This window comes from Cognatundibacterium luofuense (assembly GCF_018139685.1).
Classification (GTDB): domain Bacteria; phylum Pseudomonadota; class Gammaproteobacteria; order Burkholderiales; family Burkholderiaceae_D; genus Undibacterium; species Undibacterium luofuense.
This window is the reverse complement of sequence record NZ_JAGSPN010000001.1, coordinates 1-25,486: the sequence shown is the minus strand read 5'-3', so window position 1 is coordinate 25,486 and position 25,486 is coordinate 1. Positions and strand designations below refer to the sequence as shown.

Genomic DNA, 25,486 nt, shown 5'->3' with positions numbered 1-25,486 from the left:
ATTAAAAATGAGACATTTCCTGCCCGGCGCGTTGCTGATCACAGTTTTACTGCCTGCGTTTGCGAATGACAACACCCCTGCTCCACAGCATCTGGAACCACCGTTCTGGTGGGCGGGTATGGCGGAACCGCAATTACAGTTGCTGGTACACGCACCGGCCATTGCAGGCAGCAAACCAGAACTGCATTACCCCGGTGTGCGTTTGCTGAAAACGGAGACGTTGCCGAACCCGAATTATCTGGTGCTGACGCTGCAACTCGCGCCAACCGTGCGGCCGGGCGGTTTTGAGATCCGGTTCCGCGATCAGGCTACGGGTCGCCTGCGCTACCAGTATCCTTACCGCTTGTTGCAGCGCGAACCGCAGTCTGCACAACGCCAGGGTTTCGGCGCACAGGACGTGATTCTGAATCTGGTACCGGACCGTTTTGCCAACGGTAATCCGGACAATGACCGCATTGCCGGTTACGCCGATCATGTGGACCGCAGCGATGACGGCGGCGCGCGCCACGGCGGTGACATCGCCGGTATCCGCGCGCATCTGGATTACATACAGCGCATGGGTTACACCATGATCTGGCCAACGCCGATGCTGGAAAACAATTTGCCGCGCTATTCCTATCACGGCTATGCGGCCACCGATTTATACCGTATTGATCCGCGCTTCGGCAGCAATGAAGATTACCGGCAACTGGTACAGGCAGCACGTCAGCGCGGCATTGGCATGATTCAGGATGTGGTGCTGAACCATATCGGCAGCCATCACTGGTGGATGCAGGATATGCCGGCACCGGACTGGCTCGGCTTTCAGGGAAAATTTGTCCCTACCCGCCACGCCCGTACCACGCTGAGCGACCGCTATGCTGCCGCCGCCGACCGTGAAAATTTCAGTTACGGCTGGTTCACCGATACCATGCCCGACCTGAATCAGCGCAATCCTGTGCTGGCAACCTATCAGATTCAGAATACGATCTGGTGGATAGAATACGCAGGCTTGTCCGGCTTACGGGTGGATACCTACAGCTATTCCGATCCGGCATTTCTGGCGCGCTGGTCGGCCAGCATTCTGCGCGAATACCCGCATTTTTCCATGGTTGGTGAAGAATGGAGTACCCAGCCTCTGGTCGTAGCGCGCTGGCTGCGCGGTTACCGTAATCCGGATGGTTACCGCTCTTCGATGCCTGCGATGATGGATTTTCCGATGCAGGATGTGCTGCGTCAGGCATTCAGCAGCAATGAATCGTGGAACAGCGGTTTCAACAGCTTGTATGAAGCACTGGTCGCCGATCAGTTATATCCGCAACCGGAACGCATGGTGCTGTTCGATGGTAACCACGATATCAGCCGTATTTACAGTGTGTTCGACAAAGATGCAGCGCTGGTGAAAATGGCACTGGCCTATATCGCCACGATTCCGCGCACCCCGCAACTGTATTACGGCACCGAAATTCTGATGGAAAGCCGTAAAGAACGTGATGATGGTGCGGCACGCCGCGATTTCCCCGGCGGCTGGGCGGAAGACAAGGTGAATGCATTCACTGGCGCAGGACTCAGCGAAGCACAACAGAACATGCAGCGTTATGTGGCACGCCTGCTGAACTGGCGTAAAACTGCAAACGCAGTTCACAAAGGCCACATGCTGCATTTCTCGCCGGAAGATGGCATCTATTGCTACTTCCGCATTCTGGGTAAACAGACTGTGATGGTGATACTGAACAAAAATACAGAAAGCCGCGAGCTGGCACTGGCGCGCTTTACCGAAGGAATAGGCAAGCGTACAAAAGCAAGCGATGTGATGGATGGCAGACAGTTCAGGCTGGCAGAAACACTGGCGTTGCCGGCACGGTCGGCGACGATTCTGGAACTGGAATAAGTGACGCAGATCTACGTCACTGAAGTTGTCCGGTACATCGGACTTCTCAGGCATGCAAGTTTTTGACGTCTGTAAGAGAGGTGATTTTTACACGTCAGCAATCGTGAATTAACATGCCAATATTCATATTGACATGTTAAGGAGTAGTTTGTTTTCCTGTGCGGGACAACAAAGTCTGCTGGCGCTCTGCGGTGTAAGCCCACCACGATTGTGGCGGTTCACCTTCCATAAACCGGATTACCGATAAAAACACATCAATCACACAAGGGTCGTGCCGCTGACGGGTCAGACGACACAATTCCTCATACAGCTGATAAGCATCCTGACCGACCAGCGCGGACGGATGCTGTATTCCAAGTAACATCAGATCACTGGCCGCCGCCGGTCCTATGTTCGGCAGATCGGTCAGTTTCTCCAGCTTTTCCCGGCAAACTTTTTGCGGATGCATGATTTCTCCGTGTTTCCGTCCAGTCCTGCGCCAGCAATCCGAACATCGCCGTATCGAAAATCTGATCACCGACGATCCAGCGCTCTCTGAGCAAACCTTCCTGCGTAAATCCTAGCATGTTCAGCAAATGTATTGAGCGTACATTACCGGGATCTGTATCGGCTTCAATCCGGTGCAAACCTTCACGACCGAAAGCCCAGTCCAGCAAAGCAGTCAGTGCTTCCCGCATATAGGCCTTTCCCCAGAAAGCGTTGTTCATCCGGTATCCGAGTTCTGCCCGCCGGTTTTGCAATGACCACTGATACAAACCGCATTCACCGATCACAGCGCCGTCTTCACGCCGCTCCATCACCAGCGGCAGGTATTCCCCGCAAGTCACCGCATTGATGCTGCGGGCTATCCTTGCATCGGCCTGCGCCGTATCGGTCCAGGGTAATTCGCTTCCATACCGGGTAACTTCCGGATCACTGCCCATCGCAAATACGGCTGCTGTATCATCTGTCTGTACCGGACGCAGGATTAAGCGTTCGGTTTCCAGTCGCAAACTCAGCCACGGATGTTGTATGTTTCCAGTCATCGGATCATCCGTTTAAATAATCGCCGGACCGGAACTGCCGCCGGTCTCTCCGGTTTCAAAGACAAGTGATGCCGCACCATACCAGATCAACGCACCCACAAATAACCAGAACCAGTTGGCAAAGCTGAACTGTGCGTTCGACGCACCGTCCGTATCCCCTGAAACACGGTTAATTGTCTGCTGTACTGCAAACAGAATTGCGGCGATCAATCCGGTTACCAATAAATTCACAAGCAGATCCACCAAGGGCGCCAGCTGATTACCATAAACACGGTCAACAACCCTCATCGTCACTGTAAGCAAAACCCACGCCCATGCCAGATTACTGTGATTCGTCAGGGCATCTCCGCGCTCTGCTGCCCAGTCATGGACACGACGGAATAATCCGTGCACAAAAAACACATTAAAAATGGCACGGGGAATCGACCATATATCTTCACCGGTACGTTTCTGATGCGCGAACCACTGCGCGTATAGCCAGTAGACAGAGTAAATCCCCATCGTACCCATGGTCATCACCCATAGTTTACGCGGGCTGACCACATAAAAATCATTTTGATATAAGGCCTGGTTATCCGGCAGTTCTTCAGTGCCTGTATTACCGGAAACCGGTGAAGTATTCTGAAAATCCAATTGATGTCTCTGATAAAAAGTTCGGGTTCGTAAAGTGGGTTTTTCACAACGCTGATCTCTTGCGCAGAAAGTCTGCACAGCACATGCCATCTTAGCGAAAATCGCCTGAAAGCAACAGAAAATCATTATCTTCAACACAACTGAATTAGCGTGATTTTTAACTGAAAAACGCATAAAAACATTGCAATTCAGAAAAAACAAACCACAATATACTATGCAGTTATTGCCTGTTTTGCACACCGGATATGCATCCGGTCTGCTTTTTGCTTTTCTTTCTCCGCACGTTGTTTCTTGTTCCGCGTAAGTTGAAGTTCATGCCGTATTTCATTGAGGAAATGATGTATGAGGGATGTTTCACTGCGTCAGCACATACCGGTTTTCACCGTTTGCGGCATTGCCGCTGTCAGCGCTCTGCTGATTTTCTGGCAGGCTCCTGGCTGGCTTAACAGCTTTTTCCTGCTTGGTAATCTGGCCGCCGTTGGCTGGCTGCTGCGGCATACATTGTTGCTCACACCCGCTGCTGAAGAAGAACAGGACAATGTGCCAGTAAATACAAGCACTCAGCAACAACAATTACCCGATTTGCTGGAACATGTGCTCCCTGTCTGGAGCCAGCATCTGGATCAGGTAAGACAACAAAGCGAACAGGCGATTGGCCAGCTGATCCAAAGCTGCAGCGCCATGATCAGCGCCTTTGATGCAGCTGGTTTTGAATCTGTTGGCAATCTCGGACAAGCCCAGACGCAAAGTGCGTCAATCACTCTGCTTCAACTGTGCAAAAAAGAACTGACGCCGCTGATTCAGTCGCTGCAACAGGTCATTAACGGTAAAGATGAATTGTTAAGCTGTATGCGCCAGCTGGCAGACGCGACGAAAGAACTCGACAGCATGACGAACGAAGTCAGCCAGATTGCTGCGACTACCAATCTGCTGGCGATCAATGCCGCAATTGAAGCTGCGCGGGTTGGTGAACATGGCCGTGGATTCGCTGTCGTCGCGGGTGAGGTTCGTAAGTTATCTCATTTATCCGCCGAAACTGGCCACCGTATGAGCGAACGCGTTAAGCGTATTTCTGATGTCATGCATACTTCTCTGCGTACAGCTGACCGTGCCGCAGTCAATGACGGAAAAATTCTCGAAGTATCCGGTGAAGTCATCAAAGATGTTCTGTCACATGTGGGTGAAATGGCAGATACCTCTGAGAACATGCGCATACAGGGACAGGTAATCCGTGGCCACTTTGAAGAACTGATTGTCAGCCTGCAATTCCAGGACCGTATCAGCCAGATTCTTCAGGTTGTTAATCATGATATTGATAAACTCGGTCAGGAAGTCAGTACCGGAAATAATGTCATGTCTGCCCGTACACGTCAGTGGCTGGATTCGCTAAAGACAACCTACACAATGGATGATGAACTGAAAGCACATGGTCAGCAGAATACGTCTGCATCTGAGACGGAAATCACATTCTTCTGAGCCGGAAAAGTACCTTCCGGATGCGATACATCAATCTGACTTCATGCGGAGCAAAGCATGCCGAATCAGGAGCAGAGATCACGGGTTCTGGTCGTTGAAGACGATGAACTGGTCTCATTACAAATTCAACTAAAGCTGGAATTACTCGGCTTCCATGCAGTCGGCGCTGCGGCTTCCGGCGAGGAAGCGGTAAGCCTTGCGCTGCAACTGATGCCGGACATTATCCTGATGGATATTGTGCTGGAAGGTCAGATGGATGGTATTGATGCTGCTCTTCAGATCCGCAATCAGGCAGACATTCCTGTCGTCTTTTTATCCGGCTCTGAAGATGATTCCGCATTCAGCCGTATCCGCTCATCGGAAGCGTTTGGTTACATTATCAAACCTTACACCGACCGTGAACTGAAAGCTTCGCTGGAACTCGCACTTTATAAACATAAAACAGAAGCGCGCCTGAAATCCAGCGAACAATTACTGCGTGCGATTTTCGAAGCAGAGCCAGAAAGTGTACAGGTCGTTGATGCGAAAGGCTACCTGCTGGAAATGAATACAGCTGGCCTGAGTATGCTGGAAGCCGGCGATATCGAAGCTGTCAGGGCATACGGTCTTAACAATTTTATTCATACCCGTTATCGCCGCGCATTTCTGAATCTGCATGAGCAAGTGATTCAGGGTGGCAGTGGTCAGCTGGAGTTCGAAATTACAGGTCTGCGCGGTACGATGCGCTGGATGGAAACCCATGCTGTACCGATCCGCGCCGGGACAGGCGATATGCCGATGGCGCTATACATAACACGGGATATTACTGAAAGGCGCCGTACAGAAGAAGCTTTAAAACAAAGTGAGCTGGATCTGAGGGAGGCAGAGCAGATCGCGCAAGTAGGTCACTGGGTGTGGGAACCTGACCTGAACAAAGTAACATGGTCCGCTGAAATGCAGCGTATCTGGCAACGAGATTTATCAAAATACGGTGGCGATATCGCACGTATGGTGAAAGACACGATTCATCCGGATGATCAGGCGGAAATCATGTCACGCCAGAAAGACACCTTCAAACAGCACAGTTTGTCACTGCCGTTTGAATACAGAATTGTATTGCCGGATGGCAGCATTCGCTACATCTGGGCCGTTCCCGGCAATCGTATCTTTAACTCCAGTGGCCGCGTCGTCCGTCTGACCGGTATCGTGCAGGATATTACGGACCGGAAACTGGCAGAAGCGTCACGTCTGGAAAGTGAAGCACGACTGGAACATACGTTCAGCGCGTCGCCGATTGGTATGGCGCTGGTCAGCATGAATATGAAGTTCATGAAAGTGAATCATGCGTTCTGCCATATGCTGGGCTGGTCAGAGCACGATTTACTGCGCGATGGCTTTGATCTGATTTCAGCAGTTGATGATTTACTGGCTGATCAGCATTTGATTGCTGAACTGATTTCCGGTGAGCGTGGTTCTGTACAAACTGAGAAACGTTATCTGCACCGCCAATCGCACGACGTCTGGACCCAGCAGCACTTGGGTGTCGTCCGGACGGCAACAGGTAAAGCAACCCACTTTGTACTTCAGATCGTTGATATTACCGAACGTAAACGCGCAGAAGAGCAACTGCACAAATTATCACTGGCGGTAGAGCAAAGCCCTGAATCGGTCATCATTACCGATGTCAATCATCATATCGAATACGTTAACGAATCCTTTTTATCGACGTTTGGCTATGAGCGCCGGGAAGCGATCGGCAAAACGCCGAAGTTTATGGCTTCCGGCAAAATGTCACTGGAATCGCAGGCAGACTTACATCAGACGCTTGAGCGCGGTGAAATCTGGCGTGGTGAGTTTTACAACCAGCGCAAAGACGGCAGCGAGATTATTCAGCATGCGATCATCACACCGCTGCGACAACCGGACGGCTGCATCTCGCACTACGTTTCTGTACAGCAGGACATCACCAGTAAAAAACGGCTGGAGGCGGAACTGGATCAGTACCGGCATCATCTGGAAGATCTGGTTGATCAGCGTACGCAAGAACTGGCCGAAGCCCGCCGTCAGGCAGAAGCCGCAAATCAGGCAAAGAGTAATTTCCTTGCCAACATGAGTCATGAAATCCGCACGCCGATGAATGGTGTACTGGGTATGACTTATCTGGCGATTGCCGCGACCAGTGATCCGAAACAGCGGGATTATCTGAAAAAAATCCAGTTATCCGGTGAGCACTTGCTGCACATCGTGAATGACATTCTCGATTTTTCAAAAATCGAAGCGGGCAAAATGACACTGGAATCGATCGATTTCTGGCTGGATGAAATGTTCGGAAAACTGTCCGGCATGATGAGCGATAAGCTGACCGGACGCCCCATCCAGTTACGCTTCGAAGTGGATCAGACGCTGACGAATCATATGCACGGTGATCCGCACCGGCTGAGTCAGATACTGATTAATTACACAAACAATGCAATCAAATTCACTGAGCACGGTGAAATCGTCGTACGTGCAGAAAAACTGCATGATACAGCGGAAGGCTGGATGGTGCGTTTTGAAGTGCAGGATTCCGGTATCGGCATGTCAGAGGAACAGCAGTGCCGCTTATTCCGCTCGTTTGAACAAGCCGACAGTTCGACTACCCGGCGTTATGGCGGTACCGGCCTCGGACTGGCAATCAGCAAACAACTGGCAAGGCTGATGGGTGGCGATGTCGGCGTCAGCAGCATGCAGGGAAAAGGCAGTACTTTCTGGTTCACCGTTCATTTAACTGCGGCACATGATCAGCAGGAACACCGCACCGAACTGAATGAAGCAGCCAGCCTGACGCGCCTGCGCTTACTGGTACATGAACGCAATCGTATTCATGTGCTGGTTGCTGACGATAATAGTTTTAACCAGCAAATTGCCAGGGAGTTGCTGGAAGAGGCCGGTATCACGGTCAGTATGGCAGACCACGGCGCGGAGGTATTGCAATTGCTTGATCGTGAGCGACCAGATTGCATACTGATGGATGTACAAATGCCAACCATGGACGGGCTGGCAGCAACCCGCTATCTGCGGAACCGGCCCGACTGCAGCGATCTGCCTGTGATTGCGATGACCGCGAATGCGATGGATGAAGATCGCTTGCAATGTCTGGCGGCCGGCATGAATGACTTCCTGCCGAAGCCATTTGTGCCTGAAGTACTGTATGCAACTCTGCTGCGCTGGCTCAGTGGTCAGCACGAATCCACATCCGTACCGGAGATTGCCAGTACCGCGCTGCCATCAGTCAGCTTGCAGGACAGTGGTTCTTCCGTTTTACAGCTGCATGAACTGGCAAGACAGCTTGGCAATAATCCGGAAAAACTGATCCGCTATGCGCGCAAATTTGTGACTTCGGTACATCAGGGACTGGAGGATATGCAACAAGCCAGCAGCCTGGAAGATATGCATGCCTTGTCTGCACTCGGCCATAAACTGAAATCCAGTGCCCGTACTGTCGGTGCCCATTCATTCGCTGCCTATTGCGAAGAACTGGAGCAACTGCGCCGGAATAACGATTTACCGCATGCCGCCCTGCTACTGAAGACTCTCAGCAATATGCTGCCGGATATCGAAGCAGCGATTAACCGTATGGAGAAAGAAGGTATTCCGGGTTTACAAATACCGGAATCTGCAACGCCGCAAACCGGTAGTACCAAGGCTGACTTTACCGGATTACAGGTGCTTGTACTCGAAGATGACGCCAGCCATCTGGATATTGCCTGTGGTTGCCTGCGCAAGCTCGGCGTCAGTCGCATTATGTCCTGCATGGATGGCCATCAGGCACTGATGATGTTACGCACCTACCATCCCGATATCTTAATTTGCGATTTACATTTAAACGGACTGGATGGCATCAGCTTCCTGCGTATGGTGGCGGAGCAAGGCTATACCGGTTCAGTCATTCTGCTCAGCAGCGTCGATGCTAACTTACTGAAAGCGGCAGAAAGTCTGGTCACCGCCTACGGTTTGCAACTTTTATCGGCATTACGTAAACCGCTGACCAGCGACATTCTGGAACTGTCTTTACGTCAGCGCCGCGATGCATCACCGAAGCCCGTGACCCGGAAATCGGAAGCCTTGCTGACACTGGAAGAATTACAGCAGGGCATTACTGAAGGCTGCGTTGAAGTATTTTATCAACCGAAAGTCAGCGTCATTGATAAACGGATACTCGGTGCAGAATGTCTGGCGCGCTGGAGACATACAGAGCGCGGCATTGTAGGTCCCGGTAGTTTTGTCCCGGTTCTGGAAGCGAACGGAATGATCAATATTCTGACCCATGAAATACTGAAGAAGAGTGCCATTCAGCTCGGGAAATGGCGTCGCCAGGGACATGATCTGAAGTTATCCGTTAACGTTTCTATGGATGATCTTGACCAGATTAATCTGCCGGAAGAATTCGAACGTATTGTGCGTTCTGCTGGCCTGGAACCCCGTTATATCACGCTGGAACTGACGGAAAGCCGGCTGATGGAGAACCTGACACTGAGTCTGGAAATTCTGACGCGATTGCGGTTAAAGGGTTTCGGGCTATCGATTGATGATTTCGGCACCGGTTTTTCCACCATGGAAAATCTGAAACAGTTACCGGTGACTGAACTCAAAGTTGACCGTGCATTTGTCAACGGTGCTACCCGAGACGAAGGAGCACGCGCCATTCTCGGTTCCAGTATTCAGCTTGGAAAAATCTTCCGCTTAAATCTGGTTGCGGAAGGTGTGGAAAAACAAGCGGACTGGGATTTAATCGCCGGATCAGGCTGTGATGAAGTACAAGGCTATTTCATTGCAAAACCAATGCCAGCCATCGAATTTATTAGCTGGAAACAAAAATGGGATCAGCAGCATCACGAGAGTAATAACGGACATGTTGTCAGTGACGGAGTCAGCAATGCGTGACGGAGAAATCAAAATGCAGGGAAGCACACTAGACCTGAGCCAGCTCAGGGTAATGATCATTGATGATGATGATTTTCAGCTGGATTTTGCAACCGAATTGCTGGAAGAACTCGGCATTAAAAAAGTCAGTACTGCGCTGGGCGGTGACAATGCACTACTGAATCTGAATCACCAGCCAGCACCGGATTTAATTATGTGTGATATTCAGATGCCGGGTATGGATGGCTTTGAAGTCATGCGGCATTTAGGTGATCGTCACTTTCAGGGTTCTGTCATTCTGATTTCCGGTCAGGGTGCCAAAGTGCTGTATACGGCTTCACTGGTCGCACAACTTGCAAGGCTGCATTTTCTGGGGACGATAGAAAAGCCTTTACGCAAAGAAGCCTTGCTGCCCATGCTGGAAAAAGTTCTGGCCTGATAGCTGCGTGCTTTGATTGCCGGTTTTCAGTCGGTTAAACATCACCGGAACTGACTGCTGACCCGCTCGCAAAAAAAACGGCATCCCGTAAGATGCCGCTGGCGAAACTTATCCGGCTGTCTGAGCTGCTGAGTCAGGCAGCCGGTCTGTGTCTGAGTATCAGAATTTTTTCCACAGTTTTACGAAGTACGAAGCACCGCCCAGTCCGAACTGAACGCTGTCATAGTAAAAACCATTATCGGTTTCGTTCGGATCCTGACGGTTCGGTTTCACGTTAAAGACGTTATTGGCGCCCACTGTGATTTTTGTGCTGTCGTTCACAGCGTAAGTCAGTGCCATATCTGCCGATGTTTTCGGAGCGTAATAGGCATTCGCAACGCCATTCGCCGTACCGGAGAAAGTACCCAGTGTTTGCGGACCATAGTGAATAATTTTAAATTCACCATTCCACGGGCCCTGTTCATAATTAAAGCTCAGGGTCGCTTTGCGACGCGGGCCACCCTGTTCAATAAACAGGCGTTCACGCTCAGACAGCAATACATCTTCATAACCCTTCAGTGCAGCAGGCGCTTTTACCTTAGTCACGTCGGTTTTGCTGAAATTCGCCGCGAAGTAAGTGGTGAGTTTGCCAGAAGCAAAGTTTGTTTTATATGAAGACGTCAGATCCAGACCCTGAGTACGGGTACTGATCGAATTCACAAAGAATTGCGCCTGGCCGACACCCAGCCCTGACAACACCGCTCCCAGTGCAGGATAGTTGGTCGCATCAAAACGACCGGACAAGACGATACGGTCAGAGATGTCGATGCGGTACAAGTCGGCTGTCGCTGAGAATTGCTGATTCGGCTTGAATGTCAGACCCAGCGTGTAGCTTTTGGATTTTTCTTCGGTCAGCTTAGGGATACCAGCTGCATTGGCAACCGTCCCGCCATTTGGTGCCAGTACCACATCCATAGGCTTACCGCTGATGAAGTCGGTAAATGTCGATGAGAAATACACTTGCTGCAGCGATGGTGCACGGAAGCCGGTACTGACTGAGGCACGGCCAAGAAATCCGTCCACCACCTGATAACTGGCGGCCAGTTTTCCGGTCAGTGTGGAACCGAAGTCGTTGTAACGCTCACCGCGTACTGCAGTCTGCAATTTCAGTTTGCTGGTCAGATCCGCTTCGATGTCCACATAGGCAGCAATACTGTTACGGTTTTTATTGGTACTGTCGCCCGGCTGAAATCCCGGAAAACCCTGACTACCGGCATTGCCGCCAACGCCAACACCATCGGCATCGATGTATGAACCCGGTTCACCTGCGAAAATCTGATATTTTTCGTAGCGGTATTCTGCGCCGAAAGCGACATTCGTTCCCATGAACCAGTTGTCGAAATAGCGGCTGAAATCCAGATTGGTGGTTGCCTGTGCAAACGAAAAACCACCGGCATCAAATACACTCGGGCTGATACCTTTGCCACCGGATGTTAAGTCTTTATTTGCAATCGATGCATTCAGGGTATTCGAAATTTCATATTTCAGGCGGTTATAGCCGTAGGTTTGCGATAAATCTGCACTCCATTCGCCGACGCGCATACGGTAACCGGCAATACCGTAGATATCATTAATATCACCGTTGATATACGGCACAAATCCGCCCGGATACATGGCAGCAGAATTACGGCTAGGAATATCGTCTGTGCCAACGCCACCACGCGCCCAGGCAGCAGAAGAAGCACGACGCTGCTGATTGCCAAGTGTGAAATAGAATTTATCGCCGCCACCGTTTGGTACTTCGCCGTTGATGTACACCGTTGGGCCAGTCACACGTGCATCACCGATGGTACGCGGATTACCCGGATCGGCACGGTTAGAACGACCGCGATCTGTGTATTCTGCCGTGATGCCGATCACACCCGCCTCACCGACACGGAAACCGCAATAGGCAGAAGGAGCATAGTTTTTACCATCACCGGCAGAGTACTGGCTGTAACCAAAGCTGGCTTCGCAGCCCAGGGATTTTTTCAGCGAAATATCCAGCACACCGGCAATCGCATCCGAGCCATACTGCGCTGCTGCGCCATCACGCAAGACCTGAATATTGCTGATTGCCATGACAGGAATCGCATTCATATCGGTACCGGTATTGCCACGGTTGCGCGCACCAAACAAATTTACCAGCGACACCGTATGACGACGTTTTCCATTGACCAGCACCAGCGTCTGGTCTGAACCAAGACCACGCAGTGCTGCCGAATCCACCAGATCTGCGCCATCGGCGCCGGTCTGGCGGGTAGAGTTGAATGAAGGCGAAATATTCGCCAGTGTCTGGGCCAGATCGAACTGGCCGCCCGATTCGGCCGCTTTGCTGACAGGAATAAAATCGACCGGCACCGGTGTTTCGGTTGCCGATGAGTTCAGCTTGCGTGAGCCGACAATGGTCAGCGTTTGCAGTGGTGGTTCCACCAGCTTTTCAGCATTGGTGGTGGACTGAGCCATACCAGTCAGCGGGGTGACCGCGGCAAGACCGGCAGTGCCATACAAGGCGAGCAGGATCGCTCTGCGCATTGGTGTCATACTTAATTCCTCACAAATGAAAGTGCAAAATGCTGAACTGGTCTGCCATGCTTTTTTTTGCCGCATGGCAATCTGGTATCAGCGATTGCTTGTTATTTTTGGAGGAGTCAGTATCCCTGCTGCGATGCGCAAGGGTCAATCAGGCTGTTGCACGATTACGTCTTTTCTTCGAAATTTTCACAAATTGACAAAATTATTTTCAAATATATCGTCATTCTGACATCAAATATCTCATTCCGGCGATAGCCCGGCTACCGTACCACGAACACATTTCACCATCTGCCAGCCGCACTGGTATGCCCAGTTGTGGCGCGAGTGCATCCACATGTTCAGGCTGAAAACGGTAAGGTTCGGTCGATAACCAGACCTCACCGACACCCGCCTGTAAGGCCTCCTCCCAGCTGAACGCCGGGTAGCGCTGTTCACTGGACGGATGCCAGACGGTACGACCACTGCTGCGCAGCATGTCCGCGATATAGGTTGATGCCGAAATCGTCATCCAGGGGTCCTTCCAGATGCAGTAAACGAGCGGGGGTTGCTGTTTTTCTGTGCCGGATTGCGCAAAACGGGCGTAAACCGCTTCAAATTCATCGCACAAGGCTTGCGCCGCAGCTTCCACGCCGAACAGTTGCCCGAACAGGCGATAGACATCCAGATTGTCACGCAGGGTCAGCGGATGGGTGACGATCACATGCGGCACGAACTGCGCCAGCGCATCCGCCACCGGCTTTTCGTTTTCATCGATATTCAGCACTACGTGGGTTGGTGCGAGCTTACGGATTTTGTCGAGATTCACATCTTTGGTACCGCCAACCTTGGGAATCGGTTTCACCACGTTCTGCGGGTGAATACAAAATCCGGTACGACCAACCAGTGAATCCGCCAATCCCAGATCCACAATTAATTCGGTCAGCGATGGCACCAGACTGACAATACGGGCACTACCTTTCGCGAAAGGCGGATGACTTTGTCCGATGGCGTCAGTACTAAATGCGCTGCTCATGGCTGAGATTCCGGTGGTAAGCGGCCTTTACGCGGAGCCTGACTGAACGCGAAGTCATACAGCCAGTTCGGCAGGATGCGCAGCAAGCGCGCGACCCAGCCCATTTGCCACGGGATCACACGATACGAGGTTCCTGCCTGAATGGTGCGCAGTGCGCGGGCAGCAAACTGGTCGGCTGGCATCAGAAACGGCATAGCGTAAGTATTCACCTTCGTCATCGGCGTATCGATATAGCCCGGTGCAATCGTGACCACGCGGATACCGCTGGCGCGCATTTCAAGGCGCAGCGATTCGCAATAACTGATGACTGCCGCTTTGGATGCGCTGTAAGCTTCTGCACCCGGCAAGCCGCGTATACCGGCCACGCTGGCAATACCAACCAGACGGCAATCCTGCGGCCGTTTTTGCTGTTGCATATGCGGAATAAACGGCGCAAAGGTCGCAGCAGTCGCCAGCAGATTAGTGTCCATGACTTTGCGAATCATGGCCAGATCTTCCGCATGTTCAGTCAGCGTTCCGGCTGATATACCGGCGCTGGCAATCACCACATGCACTTCGCCGCTGCGCCGGATAAAGTCCTGTGCCACTGCATGCAATGCCGCATGATCATTGACGTCGGCGACATAGATCTGATGTTTTTCCGGATGCGGCAAACTGTCTTTCAACGCTTGCAAAGCATCAGCACGGCGTCCGAGCAAACCCAGACTGGCGCCGCTAGCGGCATAGGCACGCGCCAGTGCTTCACCGAGTCCGGACGATGCGCCGGTAATAAACACATTCATAGCTTCTCTCAAAAAAAAACCGCCAGTCAGAGACTGGCGGCATACTGCCATCGTCGCAGATTGCGCCGCGCAGACTGTGTTATTTCAGACCTTTTTCTTTGGCAACCATGTTGACCAGCTGATCCATCACCACCAGCACCGCACGGTTTTGTTCATCTTCCGTCACGCGGCCAATGGTGGATACAGCCTGCACCGGCGAGGTCACAAAGCGGCCATCAATCGCAATCGTCGGTACGCTGTCGATCTGATAATCGTTGAGTAACTGGTTATAGCGGCCGATTTTGCCGGTCACACCAAACGAGTTAAATACTTCTTTGAATTTTTGCTGATCCAGACCCGAGGCCGCAACGAATTTCATCACATCGGCTTCGGATCTCAGACGGTTACCCTCCACATGATACGCATTGAAGGCTTTGACGTGATGGGTACCGAGTTTGCCCATGATATCCAGTGTTGCGTACAGTTTTTGCTGATTCGCCAAGCCACTAAAGCCGACATGCACACGTTTGAACACAATTTTATCGCCCTGTTTTTTCAGCCAGGCTTCCAGCATCGGATCCAGCGCATTGCAGTGCGGGCAGAAGTAACCGAAAAATTCGATGACTTCGATTTTTTTACCGGCTTCGGTTGGCTGCGGTTTGCCCAGCACTTTGTATTCGACGCCGGCTTTCGGTGTGTTCGGTGCAGCGATTGCACCGGCGGCCAGTAACAGGCCTGCGCCCAGCATCAGGGTTTTGCGAAAAAATTGTCTCCGGATCTGCATCTGTACTTCCTTCAAAGGCTCAGTTTATTTCAGGGTTTTGACGATGGCGACATCGACACCATTCTCAGACAGTTTGGCACGCTGACGGTTCATCGCTTCTGCATTCGGATACGGACCGGTGCGTACACGGTACAAGGTACCGGTATCGCTGGTTTTTTCACTGATCTTGGCTTCGAAACCAATCAGCGCCAGCCGTGCACGCGCACTTTCCGCATCAGCCTGTTCTTTGAACGCGCCAGTCTGCAGATAATACGTGTATTTGTCATCGGCTGCTGCTTCCACCTTCACAGGTTCCGCTGCTTTTGCGGCATCTGCCGGTTTCTCTTTCGGCGCTTCGGTTTTCACTTCCGGTGCTTTGACCACGGCAACCTGTGGCGGCGTTTCAACAGGACGCGTCTCTGCCGGTTTGGCGATTGCGTCTTTGGCAGGTTCTTTACCGCCGAATAAAGGCTTATTCGGATCACCCAGCTGGCTGACCGGCTGATCCGGTTTGTCTTTAACGCCTTTGTTCATAAACGGCGTGGAGGATTTATTGATCAGCAGGGCAACGGCAACCGCAATACCCAGACCGATGACCAGACCAATAATCAGGCCGGTCAGAGTGCTGCCACGCTGGGCGGCAGAGCTTTGTGGTGATTTCATGTGTCTCCGGACATGGAAGTGACAGACAAGAAAACGGCCTGAGCAGAACTGGCTGCGCAGGCCGCTACGGGATTACATTTGTTCCGGTGCCGATACGCCGATCAGGGACAGACCGTTGCGGATGACCTGACGGGTTGCCAGATACAGCGCCAGACGGGCACGTTTGAGGGCTTCATCATCCACCAGTACACGCTCGGCATTGTAGTAGCTGTGCAATTCGCCAGCCAGATCACGCAGATAGAAGGCCACTTGATGCGGGCCGAGTTCATCCAGCGCTTTTTCCAGCATTTCCGGATACTCTGCCAGTTTCGCCAGCAGACTGGCTTCGCGCGGTGCGGTCAGCAGGCTCAGATCGGTATCTGCCAGTTTCGCCAGTTCCGCGTCATCGCTGCTGAATTGCGACAGTACGCGGGAAATACGGGCATGCGCATACTGCACGTAGTAAACCGGATTTTCATCGGTTTGTGCCAGCGCCACGTCTACATCGAACACGAATTCCGTATCCGCTTTACGTGAAATCAGGAAGAAGCGCACCGCATCACGACCTTTCACGATGTCGCCGTTGCCCGACCATTCGATCAGGTCACGCACCGTCACATACGAACCGGCACGTTTAGAGATTTTGACTTCTTCACCGTTTTTCATGACGGTGACCATTTTGTGCAGCACGTAGTCAGGATAGCCTTGCGGAATACCGACGTTCAGTGCCTGCAAGCCAGCGCGCACACGGGCAATGGTGCCGTGATGATCGCTGCCCTGAATATTGATCGCCTGCTGATAGCCGCGTTCCCATTTGGTCACGTGGTAAGCCACATCCGGTACGAAGTAAGTGTAAGTACCGTCCGTCTTACGCATGACGCGGTCTTTATCATCTTTGTATTCGGTCGTGCGCAGCCACAGCGCGCCATCCTGCTCGTAAGTTTTACCGGCAGCGATCAGCGCATTCACAGCACCTTCGACTTTACCGTCGGTGTACAGCGAGGATTCCAGATAATAGGTATCGAACTTCACGCCGAATGCCTGCAGATCGGTATCCTGTTCGCGGCGCAGATAAGCAACTGCAAATGCACGGATAGAATCGATATCATTCACATCGCCGGATGCCGTGACTGGCAGACCATCGCTGGCGGCGGTGGTTTTCTTCGCCAGAAAATCTTCCGCGATTTCAGCGATGTAATCACCGTTGTAAGCCGATTCCGGCCAGCCGGCTTCACCCGGTTTGAAACCTTTGGCACGTGCCTGTACCGACAATGCCAGATTGCCGATCTGTACGCCGGCATCGTTGTAATAAAATTCGCGGCTGACTGCAAAGCCCTGCGCATCCAGCAATGCGGACAGCGCATCACCGAGTGCCGCCTGACGGCCGTGACCTACGTGCAGCGGGCCAGTCGGGTTCGCGGAGACAAATTCCACCACCACTTTTTTACCGGCGCCGCGCTGGCTGCGGCCATAGTTGCTGCCCTGACGCAGAATGATTTGTGCCACCGCTTGTTTGGCGGCAGTGCTGATGCGCAGATTGATGAAACCCGGACCGGCGATTTCGACCGCGGCAATCATAGGATGTTGCTGTGCCAGGATGCTGTCAGCAATTTGCTGGGCGACTTCACGCGGATTTTTGCGCAGCGGTTTAGCGATCTGCATCGCGATATTGCAGGCGGCGTCACCGTGCGCCGGATCGCGCGGACGTTCGAGCGCGATCACAGGTTGCAGTTCGGTACCGGCCAGCAGCGGTGCCACCGCTGCCTGTAAAAGTTGCAGAATTTCTTGTTTTTGCTGAGCTAACATGGCACTTAAATCATTGCACTTTGGCAATTTTTCAGAATTGGGACAGCAATCATTATACTGTCTGCCCCGTGCCCTGTCTGGTTTCCTGAGACATTTCGGCAGCGGAAACCAGAATGCGGTGTAAGCAGACACTTACACCGCATTTCAGAAGATTCCCGCATCAGGCAATTTGTACTTGTTTCGCAGACTGCGACAGCATCAGCACACGCCATACACGGGCAAAAAACACACCGTTCAGTACACCGAAAAACAGACTGCTGATGGCGACATAGGTGTTTTGCTGGCTGAGTGCCGGTACGATTGCCAGCGCCACGTTTTCTGCATATTTACCAACGAAGATGGTCATCATCAGCGCCAGTGGTACCCAGCTGCCTTGCAGGCGGTACTGGTCGGCACTGATACGCACCATTTGCTCAGGCTGCATACGCTGCGCCACCACCCACCCGGTCAGCAGCATTGTGCTGCCCCACAACATCACAGGCCAGCTTTCCAGACCATAGTGTTTTGCCAGACTGTTCAGCGAAATCCCCAGCATCACCAACGGCAGAATCAGCAACATGCGCAGACTGACTTCGCGGTCGCGGCTGGCTTGCACGCCGCGCTGTACCAGAAATGCCAGTAATACCCAGACCCAGACCGGTGTGTTGCTCAGAATTTGTTGCAGCATGATGATCTCCCTGTGAATGTTGATGTGTTGTTTCGTGTTGTGTCCTGCGATGAAGCCAGTATGGCGGGGGCGGCACAGGGATGCGAGGCACTTGCGACCACTTGCCGGAATCCGCCGTGAAACGACCGCTGCACGGCGCGAACTGTTGGTGCGGAACGCGCCCAAATCGGGCTGTCCGGCGCGCTGCCAGCGTGTAGAATGGCGCTTTTGCTTGTTTGGATAGACTATGTGGTTTAAAAATTTACAAATCTTTCGTCTGAACGGCGCATGGGACATCCAGGCCGAAGAATTGCATCAGCAACTGGCGCGTATAGCGTTTTCTGACTGTGCTTCCAGTGAAATGCAGAGTCAGGGCTGGATTTCGCCACGCGGCAATGACTTGCTGGTACACAGCGTCAACCGCCAGTTTCTGATTTCGCTGGCCACCGAGAAAAAACTGCTGCCATCCAGCGTGATCAATCAGGTCACCAAAGCCCGCGCAGCGGAACTGGAAGAGCAGCAGGGTTTTGCGCCGGGTCGCAAAGCGATGAAAGATCTGAAAGAGCGCGTGACCGAAGAATTGCTGCCGCGCGCATTTGCGGTACGTCGCCAGACTTTCGTCTGGATCGACCCGGTCAATCGCTGGCTGGTGATTGATGCCTCCAGCCCGTCCAAAGCGGATGAAGTGATCAAGCTGTTGCTGAAATGCTGCGACAAGCTGCCGCTGGAAGCGCTGCGCACCAAATCCAGTCCGCAAGCGGCGATGACCGGCTGGCTGGCTGGCAATGAAGCACCGAAAGGCTTCACGATTGATCAGGATACCGAGCTCAAAAGCGCGAATGAAGACAAATCCACCGTGCGCTATGTACGTCACACGCTGGAACCGGACGATATCCAGAAACATATCGCTGCCGGCAAACTGTGTACCAAGCTGGCACTGACCTGGAATGACCGCATCAGCTTTGTGCTGACCGATAACCTGACCATCAAGCGCATCAAGCCGCTGGATGTAATGGATGAAGCCAAAGACAAAGGCGTCAACGAAGAAGAACGTTTCGATACCGACTTCGCGCTGATGACCGGCGAACTGGCCACCATGATCGACGATCTGGTATTCGCCCTCGACGGCGAAGCGCAACCGGCCAGCGCCTAATCCGGCTCAGGGATGGCTGCGGCCATCCCTGCTGCCCACCACACACTTTCCTTCCTCTGATTTTCTGTCCCTGACTGTTCAGTCTGACTGCCTTAGCTTCCGCTGATCGTTGACGGCTCTTGCAACGGAACATCGCCCTTCGTGCCTTCGTCAGTAAAACGCTTCAAGCGCTGCCATGTCCGTACTTTGCGCACCGCTACGAAAAATCGCTATTCGTTTTCCTCACCTGTGAAAAACAGGAATGTGCCGTTTTGAAAAAACCACCTGCCCGCTCGCCCACTGTTTCTGCGGACATTGCTGTTTTTTTGTGCGGAATTGCGCATTTGAAGGCAAAAACGGCCTTGCGGACGGACTCAGGAAACGGTGACGGTAATGCTGGCGAGATGGAAATAGCTGCCGGTGAAATACACTGCCACCGCGGCCGCGATCAGCGCTGCGCTGACCACCGGAACCCGCAACTGTGCTGGCAAACGCTGTACCAGTGCCGTGCGCAAAGCCAGACGGCCCGTGATCTGCAACAGCAGCGCGGCGGACAACACCACCATCGTCAGCACCAGTTTCGGTGCGGAAACCGTCCAGTAATGGAAATCACCCGGCGGCATCATCGCAGCAAGCGTGATTGCCAGAAAAGCCAACAGCACGATCAGCGCAAGTGTGAAACGCAAGGGCTGGCGGAACGGGAGACTGGTTTGCATATCCATCTTTCGGGTAAAAGGCTGTATCCGGCACGGAAAGGAATTCCGGTGTCCGGCATCACAGACACTTCAAAATTATTACATTTGCATATCTCTTTGCAAATAAATTCCTGCAGACAACAGAGCACTTTTCAGGCGGATGTCGTGCCGGAAATACAAAGCCGGACAACAACGGTACGCAGTAAGGAAGGCCGTGATGGATCGGTGACCCCATGCGCCGCTCTGCCGGAATACCCCTTCGTTTTCCTCACCTGAGCAAAACAGGATTGTGCCGTTTTGAAAAAACCACCTGCCCGCTCGCCCACTGTTTCTGCGGACATCGCTGTTTTCTTGTGCGGGATTGCGCATTTGATGGCAAAAATGGCCTTCTGAGTGCTGCGTTACGGTTGCGTCCGGTGCCACCAGCGGAACCGGCCAGTTCAGCGGCAGTGAAGGCACTGCAGAGTGCGTACAATTCGCCTGTTTCCGACGCAAGCTGATTTCCGGAACCGGCAATCCAGAGTGCGGCACATATTCATTGCCATGAATCGCCACCATGCCCGCGCCGGTCCCGCCGCCGCTTCTGCCTTCTCCCGTTTTCACAACATTCTCAAATTTCTGTCTTGACAGAAATAACGGAAAATCTATACTGACGCTATGGAACTGACACCGATTACCGAAAGATTCGTCCTCCACTGGGGGGAAATGGGCTCCCGCTGGGGCGTAAACCGCACTGTGGCGCAAATTCATGCCTTGCTGTATCTGGCCGGACGGCCGATGGATGCGGAGGAAATTACCGAAACCCTGGGCGTGGCGCGCTCGAATGTGAGTAACAGCCTCAAAGAGTTGCAATCCTGGAATCTGGTGAGGGTGGTGCATTTGCGCGGCGACCGCAGGGATCATTTTGAAACCTCGACCGATGTGTGGGAATTGTTCAAGCTGATCGTGGCCGGACGGCGTCAGCGTGAAATCGACCCGACCATCAGCACACTGCGCGATTGTCTGGCGCATCCGGATCTGGCGGCAGAACCGGAAGGAACGCAGACCAGAATTCAGGAAACACTGGAATTCATCGAAACTATGAGCACGCTGGCCGATGAAATGCTGAGACTGAAGCCGGATACGCTGATGAAAACACTGGGGATGACGGCGAAACTGAGCCGTACTTTCCGCGGCAGCGGCAAAGAGGAGTAAGCAAACAGGCGGCTGCCCGCGCAGTCACCTGAAACACGGCGGAGTAATGTCCGCCTTTTTTCGGCAAGTTAATTTCTGTCTTTACAGAAATAACTGTTATTAAAGGAGAGAGTGATGAGTACCATGCGTTTAATGCTGGAAGTCCTGATTCCGTTCGCCACCGGTGGCAGCGCTATTCTGCTGATCCGTCAGCCGCTGCGCGAATTACTCAGTGAATTATGCGGCAGCCATCAGCGCACCACATTCTGGTGCCGCGTGTTGTATCTGCAATTACTGGGGTTGCCACTGCTCGCGAGTCTGTATTTTGAACATCCGGATATGACGGCAGGCGCAGATGAAGTATTGCAGCGCGCGCTGCTGCTGAGTCTGAGTGCGGTATTGCTGGGTCTGCTGTTTTTCACCCAGCGTTTGCTGAAAATGATACCGGGCAATGCGACCGCAACTGGCGTGCCTGCAAAGCCATTAGTAAGCGGTGCGGCAGCGGTGAACGGAGCCTGATATGCGCATCCTGATTTGCGGCGCCGACGGCATGGTCGGTCATGCACTGAGCACAGCGTTAGCACAGGCGGGTCATCAGATTGTGCGCGGCGTTCGCCGTCCGCGTCTGGATAGCGACCGGCTGACTGATTTCCGTGCTCAGCACAGTCCGGAACAGTGGCGAACTTTGGTGCAGGGTTGCGATGTAGTGATCAATGCCGTCGGTATTCTGCGCGAACAGCAAAGTGGCGACTTCAGCGCAATTCACACTGATGCACCGCAGGCGCTGTTTCTCGCCGCAGCACAACAAGGCGTGCAGCAAATCATCCAGATTTCTGCGCTCGGTGCAGATCTGGGCGGCACTGCATATTTCCGCAGCAAACTGGCAGCTGACCGCTATCTGCTGGAATATCTTGCACCGGCTTTCCCGCAGCTGCGCTGCACGGTCTTGCGGCCTTCGCTGATTTTTTCTGCGCAGGGTGCTTCCAGCCAGTTGTTGATGGGACTGGCCAGTCTGCCGGTGCTGGTGGTGCCGCACTTACCGGATGCCGGCTTGCAACCACTGCACATCGATGATTTATGTACTGCCGTCGTGCAGTTATGTGGCAGTGAACAGGTTCCTGCGATCGCAGAGCTGGCTGGCCCTGAACGCAAAACGGTGGAAAGCTTATTGCTGGCCTACCGCGCACTGCTGGGACAAGCACCGGCACCGGTGATCCGGCTGCCTGCCGGTCTTGCAGCAGCAGGCGCATGGTGTGCGCAGTGGCTCCCTTCCTCCGCGCTGACACCGGACAGCTGGCAAATGCTGCAGCAAGGCAGTGCGACTGAGCGTAATGCGCTGCCCGCATTGTGCAAGCGTCCTTTACGCAGGGTGAGCGATTTTCTGCCGGTCGCTACCGTCAGCGCCGTGGCTGCACAGGTCAGGGAAAAAAGCGTGCTGGGTATTCACCGTATCGTATTGGCGATGATCTGGCTGATAACCGCTGGTTTGTCTGCCGGTCTTACGCCGCTGGAAGACAGTCTGGCTTTGCTCAGCCCGCTCGGTTTATCCGGTAACAGCGCGGTATTGGCGCTGTTTGCAGCGGCATTGCTGGATGCAGGATTCGGTCTGGCAACTTTGCTGCGCCCGGGGAAACGCCTGTGGCGAATGCAAGCCGGTCTGATTGTGTTTTACAGCATTGTGATCGGATTGTTTTTACCGGCATTCTGGCTGCATCCGTTCGGGCCGGTGCTGAAAAATCTGGCGGTGCTGAGTCTATTACTGCACTTACATATGGCGGAACCATCATGATCTATTTAATGCTGAAAACACTGCATATTTTGTCGTCGGTACTGATGGTGGGAACCGGTTTCGGCAGCGCGTTTTATCTGTTTTTTATTCACCGCCACGGTAATCTGAGCAGTATCGCGCAAGTCAGCCGGCTGGTCGTGAAAGCAGACTGGTGGTTCACCACACCGGCTGTCATCATTCAGCCGCTGAGCGGCGCGATCATGCTGCACATGGCAGGCTATCCGCTGAACAGTGTATGGATCTGGCTGAGTGCGGCCTTATATCTGATGGCAGGTGCCTGCTGGTTACCGGTGGTATGGCTGCAAATTCGTATGCGTGATATGGCGGCACATGCGCTGGCAGAAAACTGCGAACTGCCGCCTTTGTACTGGCGTTATGCCCGTTACTGGGAATGGCTGGGTTATCCGGCATTCAGCGCCATGCTGATCGTGTACGGACTGATGGTGTTCAAACCGGTATCGTTGTCAGGCTAAAACCCGCAAACTGGCTGGCACGATACGCTGGTGCGCCGGTTTCACCGGTATCATATACAAACGACCAAGCCAGTTTTTAGTATGCACTACCGTGGTTACCGTCACCAGGTTGCGCTGCCAGTCACGGAATACCGATACCTGTACATTGAGGTGCTTGTCATCATCACCCATGATGATTTCATTGTCCGCAATGCTGATCAGCGTAAAAATCCCTAACCGGTCTCCCGGACGGTAAGCACTCAGCGGTTTGCGACGGTCAATATTGCCGAAGCCACCGAGATCTTTCAGTCCGGCCAGCCTGACCAGTTTGTTCCGTATCGTCATCGCCAGTGTAATCCAGCGCGGTGAACGCAGAAATACCGCCTGCAACGCTGCAAATGTGCTGATACCGGCATCAGCAGGCTGCACCGACCAGCTGTCGTAAAAATCGGCATCCGCTGATTGCGACAATAAGCCGCTATCAGGCGGCACCTTACTCAGATAGGGCTGCGACACGTGACTGCTCCTTTACAGGATAGATCCTTACGCCATTATAAAAGCGATTCGTACAAAGCATCTCAGGAGAAAAGTTTGCCATTACGAAGAGCAGAAAAGCAAAAAGCCAGTCACAAGGACTGGCTTTGCAAATTCTGGCGGAGCGGACGGGACTCGAACCCGCGACCCCCGGCGTGACAGGCCGGTATTCTAACCAACTGAACTACCGCTCCGAATTTTTTAAGACCACTTAACTGTGGTGGGTGCTGAGAGGCTCGAACTCCCGACCTACGCCTTGTAAGGGCGCCGCTCTACCAACTGAGCTAAGCACCCATTTCTTTGCTTAGTCAGCTAAGTTTCCGGACTCACATCCGGATGTCTTAAGGTCGTAAATTATACAGGATTTTTTACGGAAAAAGCAAGCTGTTTTGCCGTGTCAGACAAAAAATCGCCGGTAGTCGCTTCATGCGCTGGAATTCTTGAAGCATTTGCACGCGAATGCGCTTGGGAAACAGCTCGCAGACAGATTATTCGCTCACAGGAAGTCCGCCGCAGATAAAACTTGCAGCATCAGAAGCTAACAGTACAGATTTGATTTCACCTGAACCCGGGATAAAAAGCAGGTTATCAAGTGCCAAAAGATCCGGGCATTATATTGCCCGTTCATACGATGTTTTCTGAATAATAAAAGACACGAAGGACACAGCACACAAAAGCAAAAAAGCCAGTCATTCTGACTGGCTTTTTTATCTGGCGGAGCGGACGGGACTCGAACCCGCGACCCCCGGCGTGACAGGCCGGTATTCTAACCAACTGAACTACCGCTCCAAAACCTTAAAACTTTTTCAAACAACTTAGCTGTGGTGGGTGCTGAGAGGCTCGAACTCCCGACCTACGCCTTGTAAGGGCGCCGCTCTACCAACTGAGCTAAGCACCCATTTCTTTGCTTAGTCAGCCAAGTTGTTTAGCGTTTGTCACTAAACGTCTTAAGAAGCAAGATTATGACTTAATTCCGGCTTCTTGTCTAGTATCTGCACGTATTTTTTTCTAATTTGAATAAACTACGCCAAACACCGTGCTTTCAATAAAAAGCAAAACCCCCGCCTCTGTCGAGAGGCGGGGGTTTCTTATAGGGAGCCTGACGATGACCTACTTTCACACTGGTTGCAGCACTATCATCGGCGCTAAGTCGTTTCACGGTCCTGTTCGGGATGGGAAGGGGTGGTACCAACTCGCTATGGTC

22 protein-coding genes, 4 tRNA genes and 1 rRNA gene are annotated in these 25,486 nt (G+C 52.7%); 9 read left to right on the top strand and 18 right to left on the bottom strand.

The genetic code is table 11. The annotated features are described in order from the left end of the window. Nucleotides 1–7 precede the first annotated feature (7 nt). A complete protein-coding gene (locus tag KDM89_RS00135; protein ID WP_212685940.1) occupies nucleotides 8–1,870 on the top strand; it encodes a glycoside hydrolase family 13 protein in 1,863 nt (620 codons plus the stop codon). Between the two features lie 136 nt (nucleotides 1,871–2,006). Here KDM89_RS00135 and KDM89_RS00130 read toward each other — a convergent pair whose 3' ends face one another. The 3 genes from KDM89_RS00130 to KDM89_RS00120 are packed head-to-tail and all read right to left on the bottom strand — an operon-like array spanning nucleotide 2,007 to nucleotide 3,528. Continuing rightward, a complete protein-coding gene (locus KDM89_RS00130) occupies nucleotides 2,007–2,318 on the bottom strand; it encodes a helix-hairpin-helix domain-containing protein (protein WP_212685939.1) in 312 nt (103 codons plus the stop codon). Next, entirely contained in the window at nucleotides 2,239–2,895 is a 657-nt protein-coding gene (locus KDM89_RS00125) for a GNAT family N-acetyltransferase (RefSeq protein ID WP_212685938.1), read from the bottom strand. The genes KDM89_RS00130 and KDM89_RS00125 overlap by 80 nt, the downstream gene beginning before the upstream one ends. A gap of 12 nt (nucleotides 2,896–2,907) precedes the next feature. Next, complete coding sequence (locus KDM89_RS00120) at nucleotides 2,908–3,528, bottom strand: hypothetical protein (RefSeq protein ID WP_212685936.1); 621 nt, start codon at nucleotides 3,526–3,528, stop codon at nucleotides 2,908–2,910. 342 nt (nucleotides 3,529–3,870) lie between these two features. Here KDM89_RS00120 and KDM89_RS00115 point away from each other — a divergent pair, with 342 nt between their 5' ends. The 3 genes from KDM89_RS00115 to KDM89_RS00105 are packed head-to-tail and all read left to right on the top strand — an operon-like array spanning nucleotide 3,871 to nucleotide 10,324. Continuing rightward, a complete protein-coding gene (locus tag KDM89_RS00115; protein WP_212685935.1) occupies nucleotides 3,871–5,004 on the top strand; it encodes a methyl-accepting chemotaxis protein in 1,134 nt (377 codons plus the stop codon). 57 nt (nucleotides 5,005–5,061) lie between these two features. After that, the gene (locus tag KDM89_RS00110) at nucleotides 5,062–9,906 is read left to right on the top strand and encodes a response regulator (RefSeq protein ID WP_212685934.1); all 4,845 of its coding nucleotides are present in this window, start codon (nucleotides 5,062–5,064) and stop codon (nucleotides 9,904–9,906) included. Continuing rightward, nucleotides 9,899–10,324 carry a response regulator gene (locus tag KDM89_RS00105; RefSeq protein ID WP_212685933.1) on the top strand — a complete coding sequence of 142 codons (426 nt, stop codon included), beginning with the start codon at nucleotides 9,899–9,901 and terminating at the stop codon, nucleotides 10,322–10,324. The genes KDM89_RS00110 and KDM89_RS00105 overlap by 8 nt, the downstream gene beginning before the upstream one ends. A gap of 159 nt (nucleotides 10,325–10,483) precedes the next feature. Here the strand turns inward: KDM89_RS00105 and KDM89_RS00100 are convergent, their stop codons facing one another. The 7 genes from KDM89_RS00100 to KDM89_RS00070 form a co-directional block, all read right to left on the bottom strand. Next, nucleotides 10,484–12,886 carry a TonB-dependent receptor plug domain-containing protein gene (locus KDM89_RS00100; RefSeq protein WP_329604588.1) on the bottom strand — a complete coding sequence of 801 codons (2,403 nt, stop codon included), beginning with the start codon at nucleotides 12,884–12,886 and terminating at the stop codon, nucleotides 10,484–10,486. Between the two features lie 211 nt (nucleotides 12,887–13,097). Beyond that, nucleotides 13,098–13,889: a helical backbone metal receptor gene (locus tag KDM89_RS00095; protein ID WP_212685930.1), complete on the bottom strand. Its 792-nt coding sequence runs from the start codon at nucleotides 13,887–13,889 to the stop codon at nucleotides 13,098–13,100. After that, nucleotides 13,886–14,671, bottom strand: coding sequence for an SDR family oxidoreductase (locus tag KDM89_RS00090; RefSeq protein WP_212685929.1), 786 nt, complete (start codon nucleotides 14,669–14,671; stop codon nucleotides 13,886–13,888). Before KDM89_RS00090 ends, KDM89_RS00095 begins: the two co-directional genes overlap by 4 nt. A 79-nt stretch (nucleotides 14,672–14,750) precedes the next feature. Further along, a complete protein-coding gene (locus tag KDM89_RS00085; protein ID WP_230427591.1) occupies nucleotides 14,751–15,434 on the bottom strand; it encodes a thiol:disulfide interchange protein DsbA/DsbL in 684 nt (227 codons plus the stop codon). Between the two features lie 24 nt (nucleotides 15,435–15,458). Then, a complete protein-coding gene (locus KDM89_RS00080; protein WP_212685928.1) occupies nucleotides 15,459–16,076 on the bottom strand; it encodes an SPOR domain-containing protein in 618 nt (205 codons plus the stop codon). 72 nt (nucleotides 16,077–16,148) lie between these two features. Continuing rightward, on the bottom strand, nucleotides 16,149–17,861 hold the full coding sequence (argS, locus tag KDM89_RS00075; RefSeq protein WP_212685927.1) for an arginine--tRNA ligase: 1,713 nt from the start codon (nucleotides 17,859–17,861) through the stop codon (nucleotides 16,149–16,151). A 160-nt stretch (nucleotides 17,862–18,021) separates the two neighbouring features. Next, nucleotides 18,022–18,528 carry a DUF6622 family protein gene (locus KDM89_RS00070; protein WP_212685926.1) on the bottom strand — a complete coding sequence of 169 codons (507 nt, stop codon included), beginning with the start codon at nucleotides 18,526–18,528 and terminating at the stop codon, nucleotides 18,022–18,024. A 226-nt stretch (nucleotides 18,529–18,754) separates the two neighbouring features. Here KDM89_RS00070 and KDM89_RS00065 point away from each other — a divergent pair, with 226 nt between their 5' ends. Beyond that, the gene (locus KDM89_RS00065; protein ID WP_212685925.1) at nucleotides 18,755–19,660 is read left to right on the top strand and encodes a recombination-associated protein RdgC; all 906 of its coding nucleotides are present in this window, start codon (nucleotides 18,755–18,757) and stop codon (nucleotides 19,658–19,660) included. Between the two features lie 353 nt (nucleotides 19,661–20,013). On the opposite strand, the gene KDM89_RS00060 is transcribed toward KDM89_RS00065, so the two are convergent. Then, nucleotides 20,014–20,355, bottom strand: coding sequence for a hypothetical protein (locus KDM89_RS00060; protein ID WP_212685924.1), 342 nt, complete (start codon nucleotides 20,353–20,355; stop codon nucleotides 20,014–20,016). A gap of 78 nt (nucleotides 20,356–20,433) precedes the next feature. Then, nucleotides 20,434–21,030, bottom strand: a complete 597-nt coding sequence (locus KDM89_RS00055) for a hypothetical protein (RefSeq protein ID WP_212685923.1) — start codon at nucleotides 21,028–21,030, stop codon at nucleotides 20,434–20,436. On the opposite strand from KDM89_RS00055, the gene KDM89_RS00050 reads away from it, so the two are divergent. From KDM89_RS00050 to KDM89_RS00035, 4 genes are all read left to right on the top strand, one after another. After that, nucleotides 20,992–21,528 carry a GbsR/MarR family transcriptional regulator gene (locus KDM89_RS00050; RefSeq protein WP_212685922.1) on the top strand — a complete coding sequence of 179 codons (537 nt, stop codon included), beginning with the start codon at nucleotides 20,992–20,994 and terminating at the stop codon, nucleotides 21,526–21,528. The genes KDM89_RS00055 and KDM89_RS00050 overlap by 39 nt on opposite strands. A 114-nt stretch (nucleotides 21,529–21,642) precedes the next feature. After that, complete coding sequence (locus KDM89_RS00045; RefSeq protein WP_212685921.1) at nucleotides 21,643–22,026, top strand: hypothetical protein; 384 nt, start codon at nucleotides 21,643–21,645, stop codon at nucleotides 22,024–22,026. Between the two features lies 1 nt (nucleotide 22,027). Next, nucleotides 22,028–23,296 carry an SDR family oxidoreductase gene (locus tag KDM89_RS00040; protein WP_212685920.1) on the top strand — a complete coding sequence of 423 codons (1,269 nt, stop codon included), beginning with the start codon at nucleotides 22,028–22,030 and terminating at the stop codon, nucleotides 23,294–23,296. Further along, a complete protein-coding gene (locus tag KDM89_RS00035; protein ID WP_212685919.1) occupies nucleotides 23,293–23,769 on the top strand; it encodes a DUF2269 family protein in 477 nt (158 codons plus the stop codon). Before KDM89_RS00040 ends, KDM89_RS00035 begins: the two co-directional genes overlap by 4 nt. Here the strand turns inward: KDM89_RS00035 and KDM89_RS00030 are convergent. From KDM89_RS00030 to rrf, 6 genes are all read right to left on the bottom strand, one after another. Next, entirely contained in the window at nucleotides 23,761–24,264 is a 504-nt protein-coding gene (locus KDM89_RS00030; RefSeq protein WP_212685918.1) for a DUF2867 domain-containing protein, read from the bottom strand. The two genes, KDM89_RS00035 and KDM89_RS00030, sit on opposite strands and share 9 nt — an antisense overlap. Before the next feature lie 135 nt (nucleotides 24,265–24,399). Further along, nucleotides 24,400–24,476: transfer RNA gene (locus tag KDM89_RS00025), tRNA-Asp, on the bottom strand. 24 nt (nucleotides 24,477–24,500) lie between these two features. Further along, a tRNA-Val gene (locus tag KDM89_RS00020) sits at nucleotides 24,501–24,576 on the bottom strand. Between the two features lie 418 nt (nucleotides 24,577–24,994). Continuing rightward, nucleotides 24,995–25,071 (bottom strand) — tRNA-Asp (locus KDM89_RS00015). 33 nt (nucleotides 25,072–25,104) lie between these two features. After that, nucleotides 25,105–25,180, bottom strand: a tRNA-Val gene (locus KDM89_RS00010). Between the two features lie 199 nt (nucleotides 25,181–25,379). Continuing rightward, nucleotides 25,380–25,486 (bottom strand): 5S ribosomal RNA (gene rrf / locus KDM89_RS00005); the annotation flags it as partial.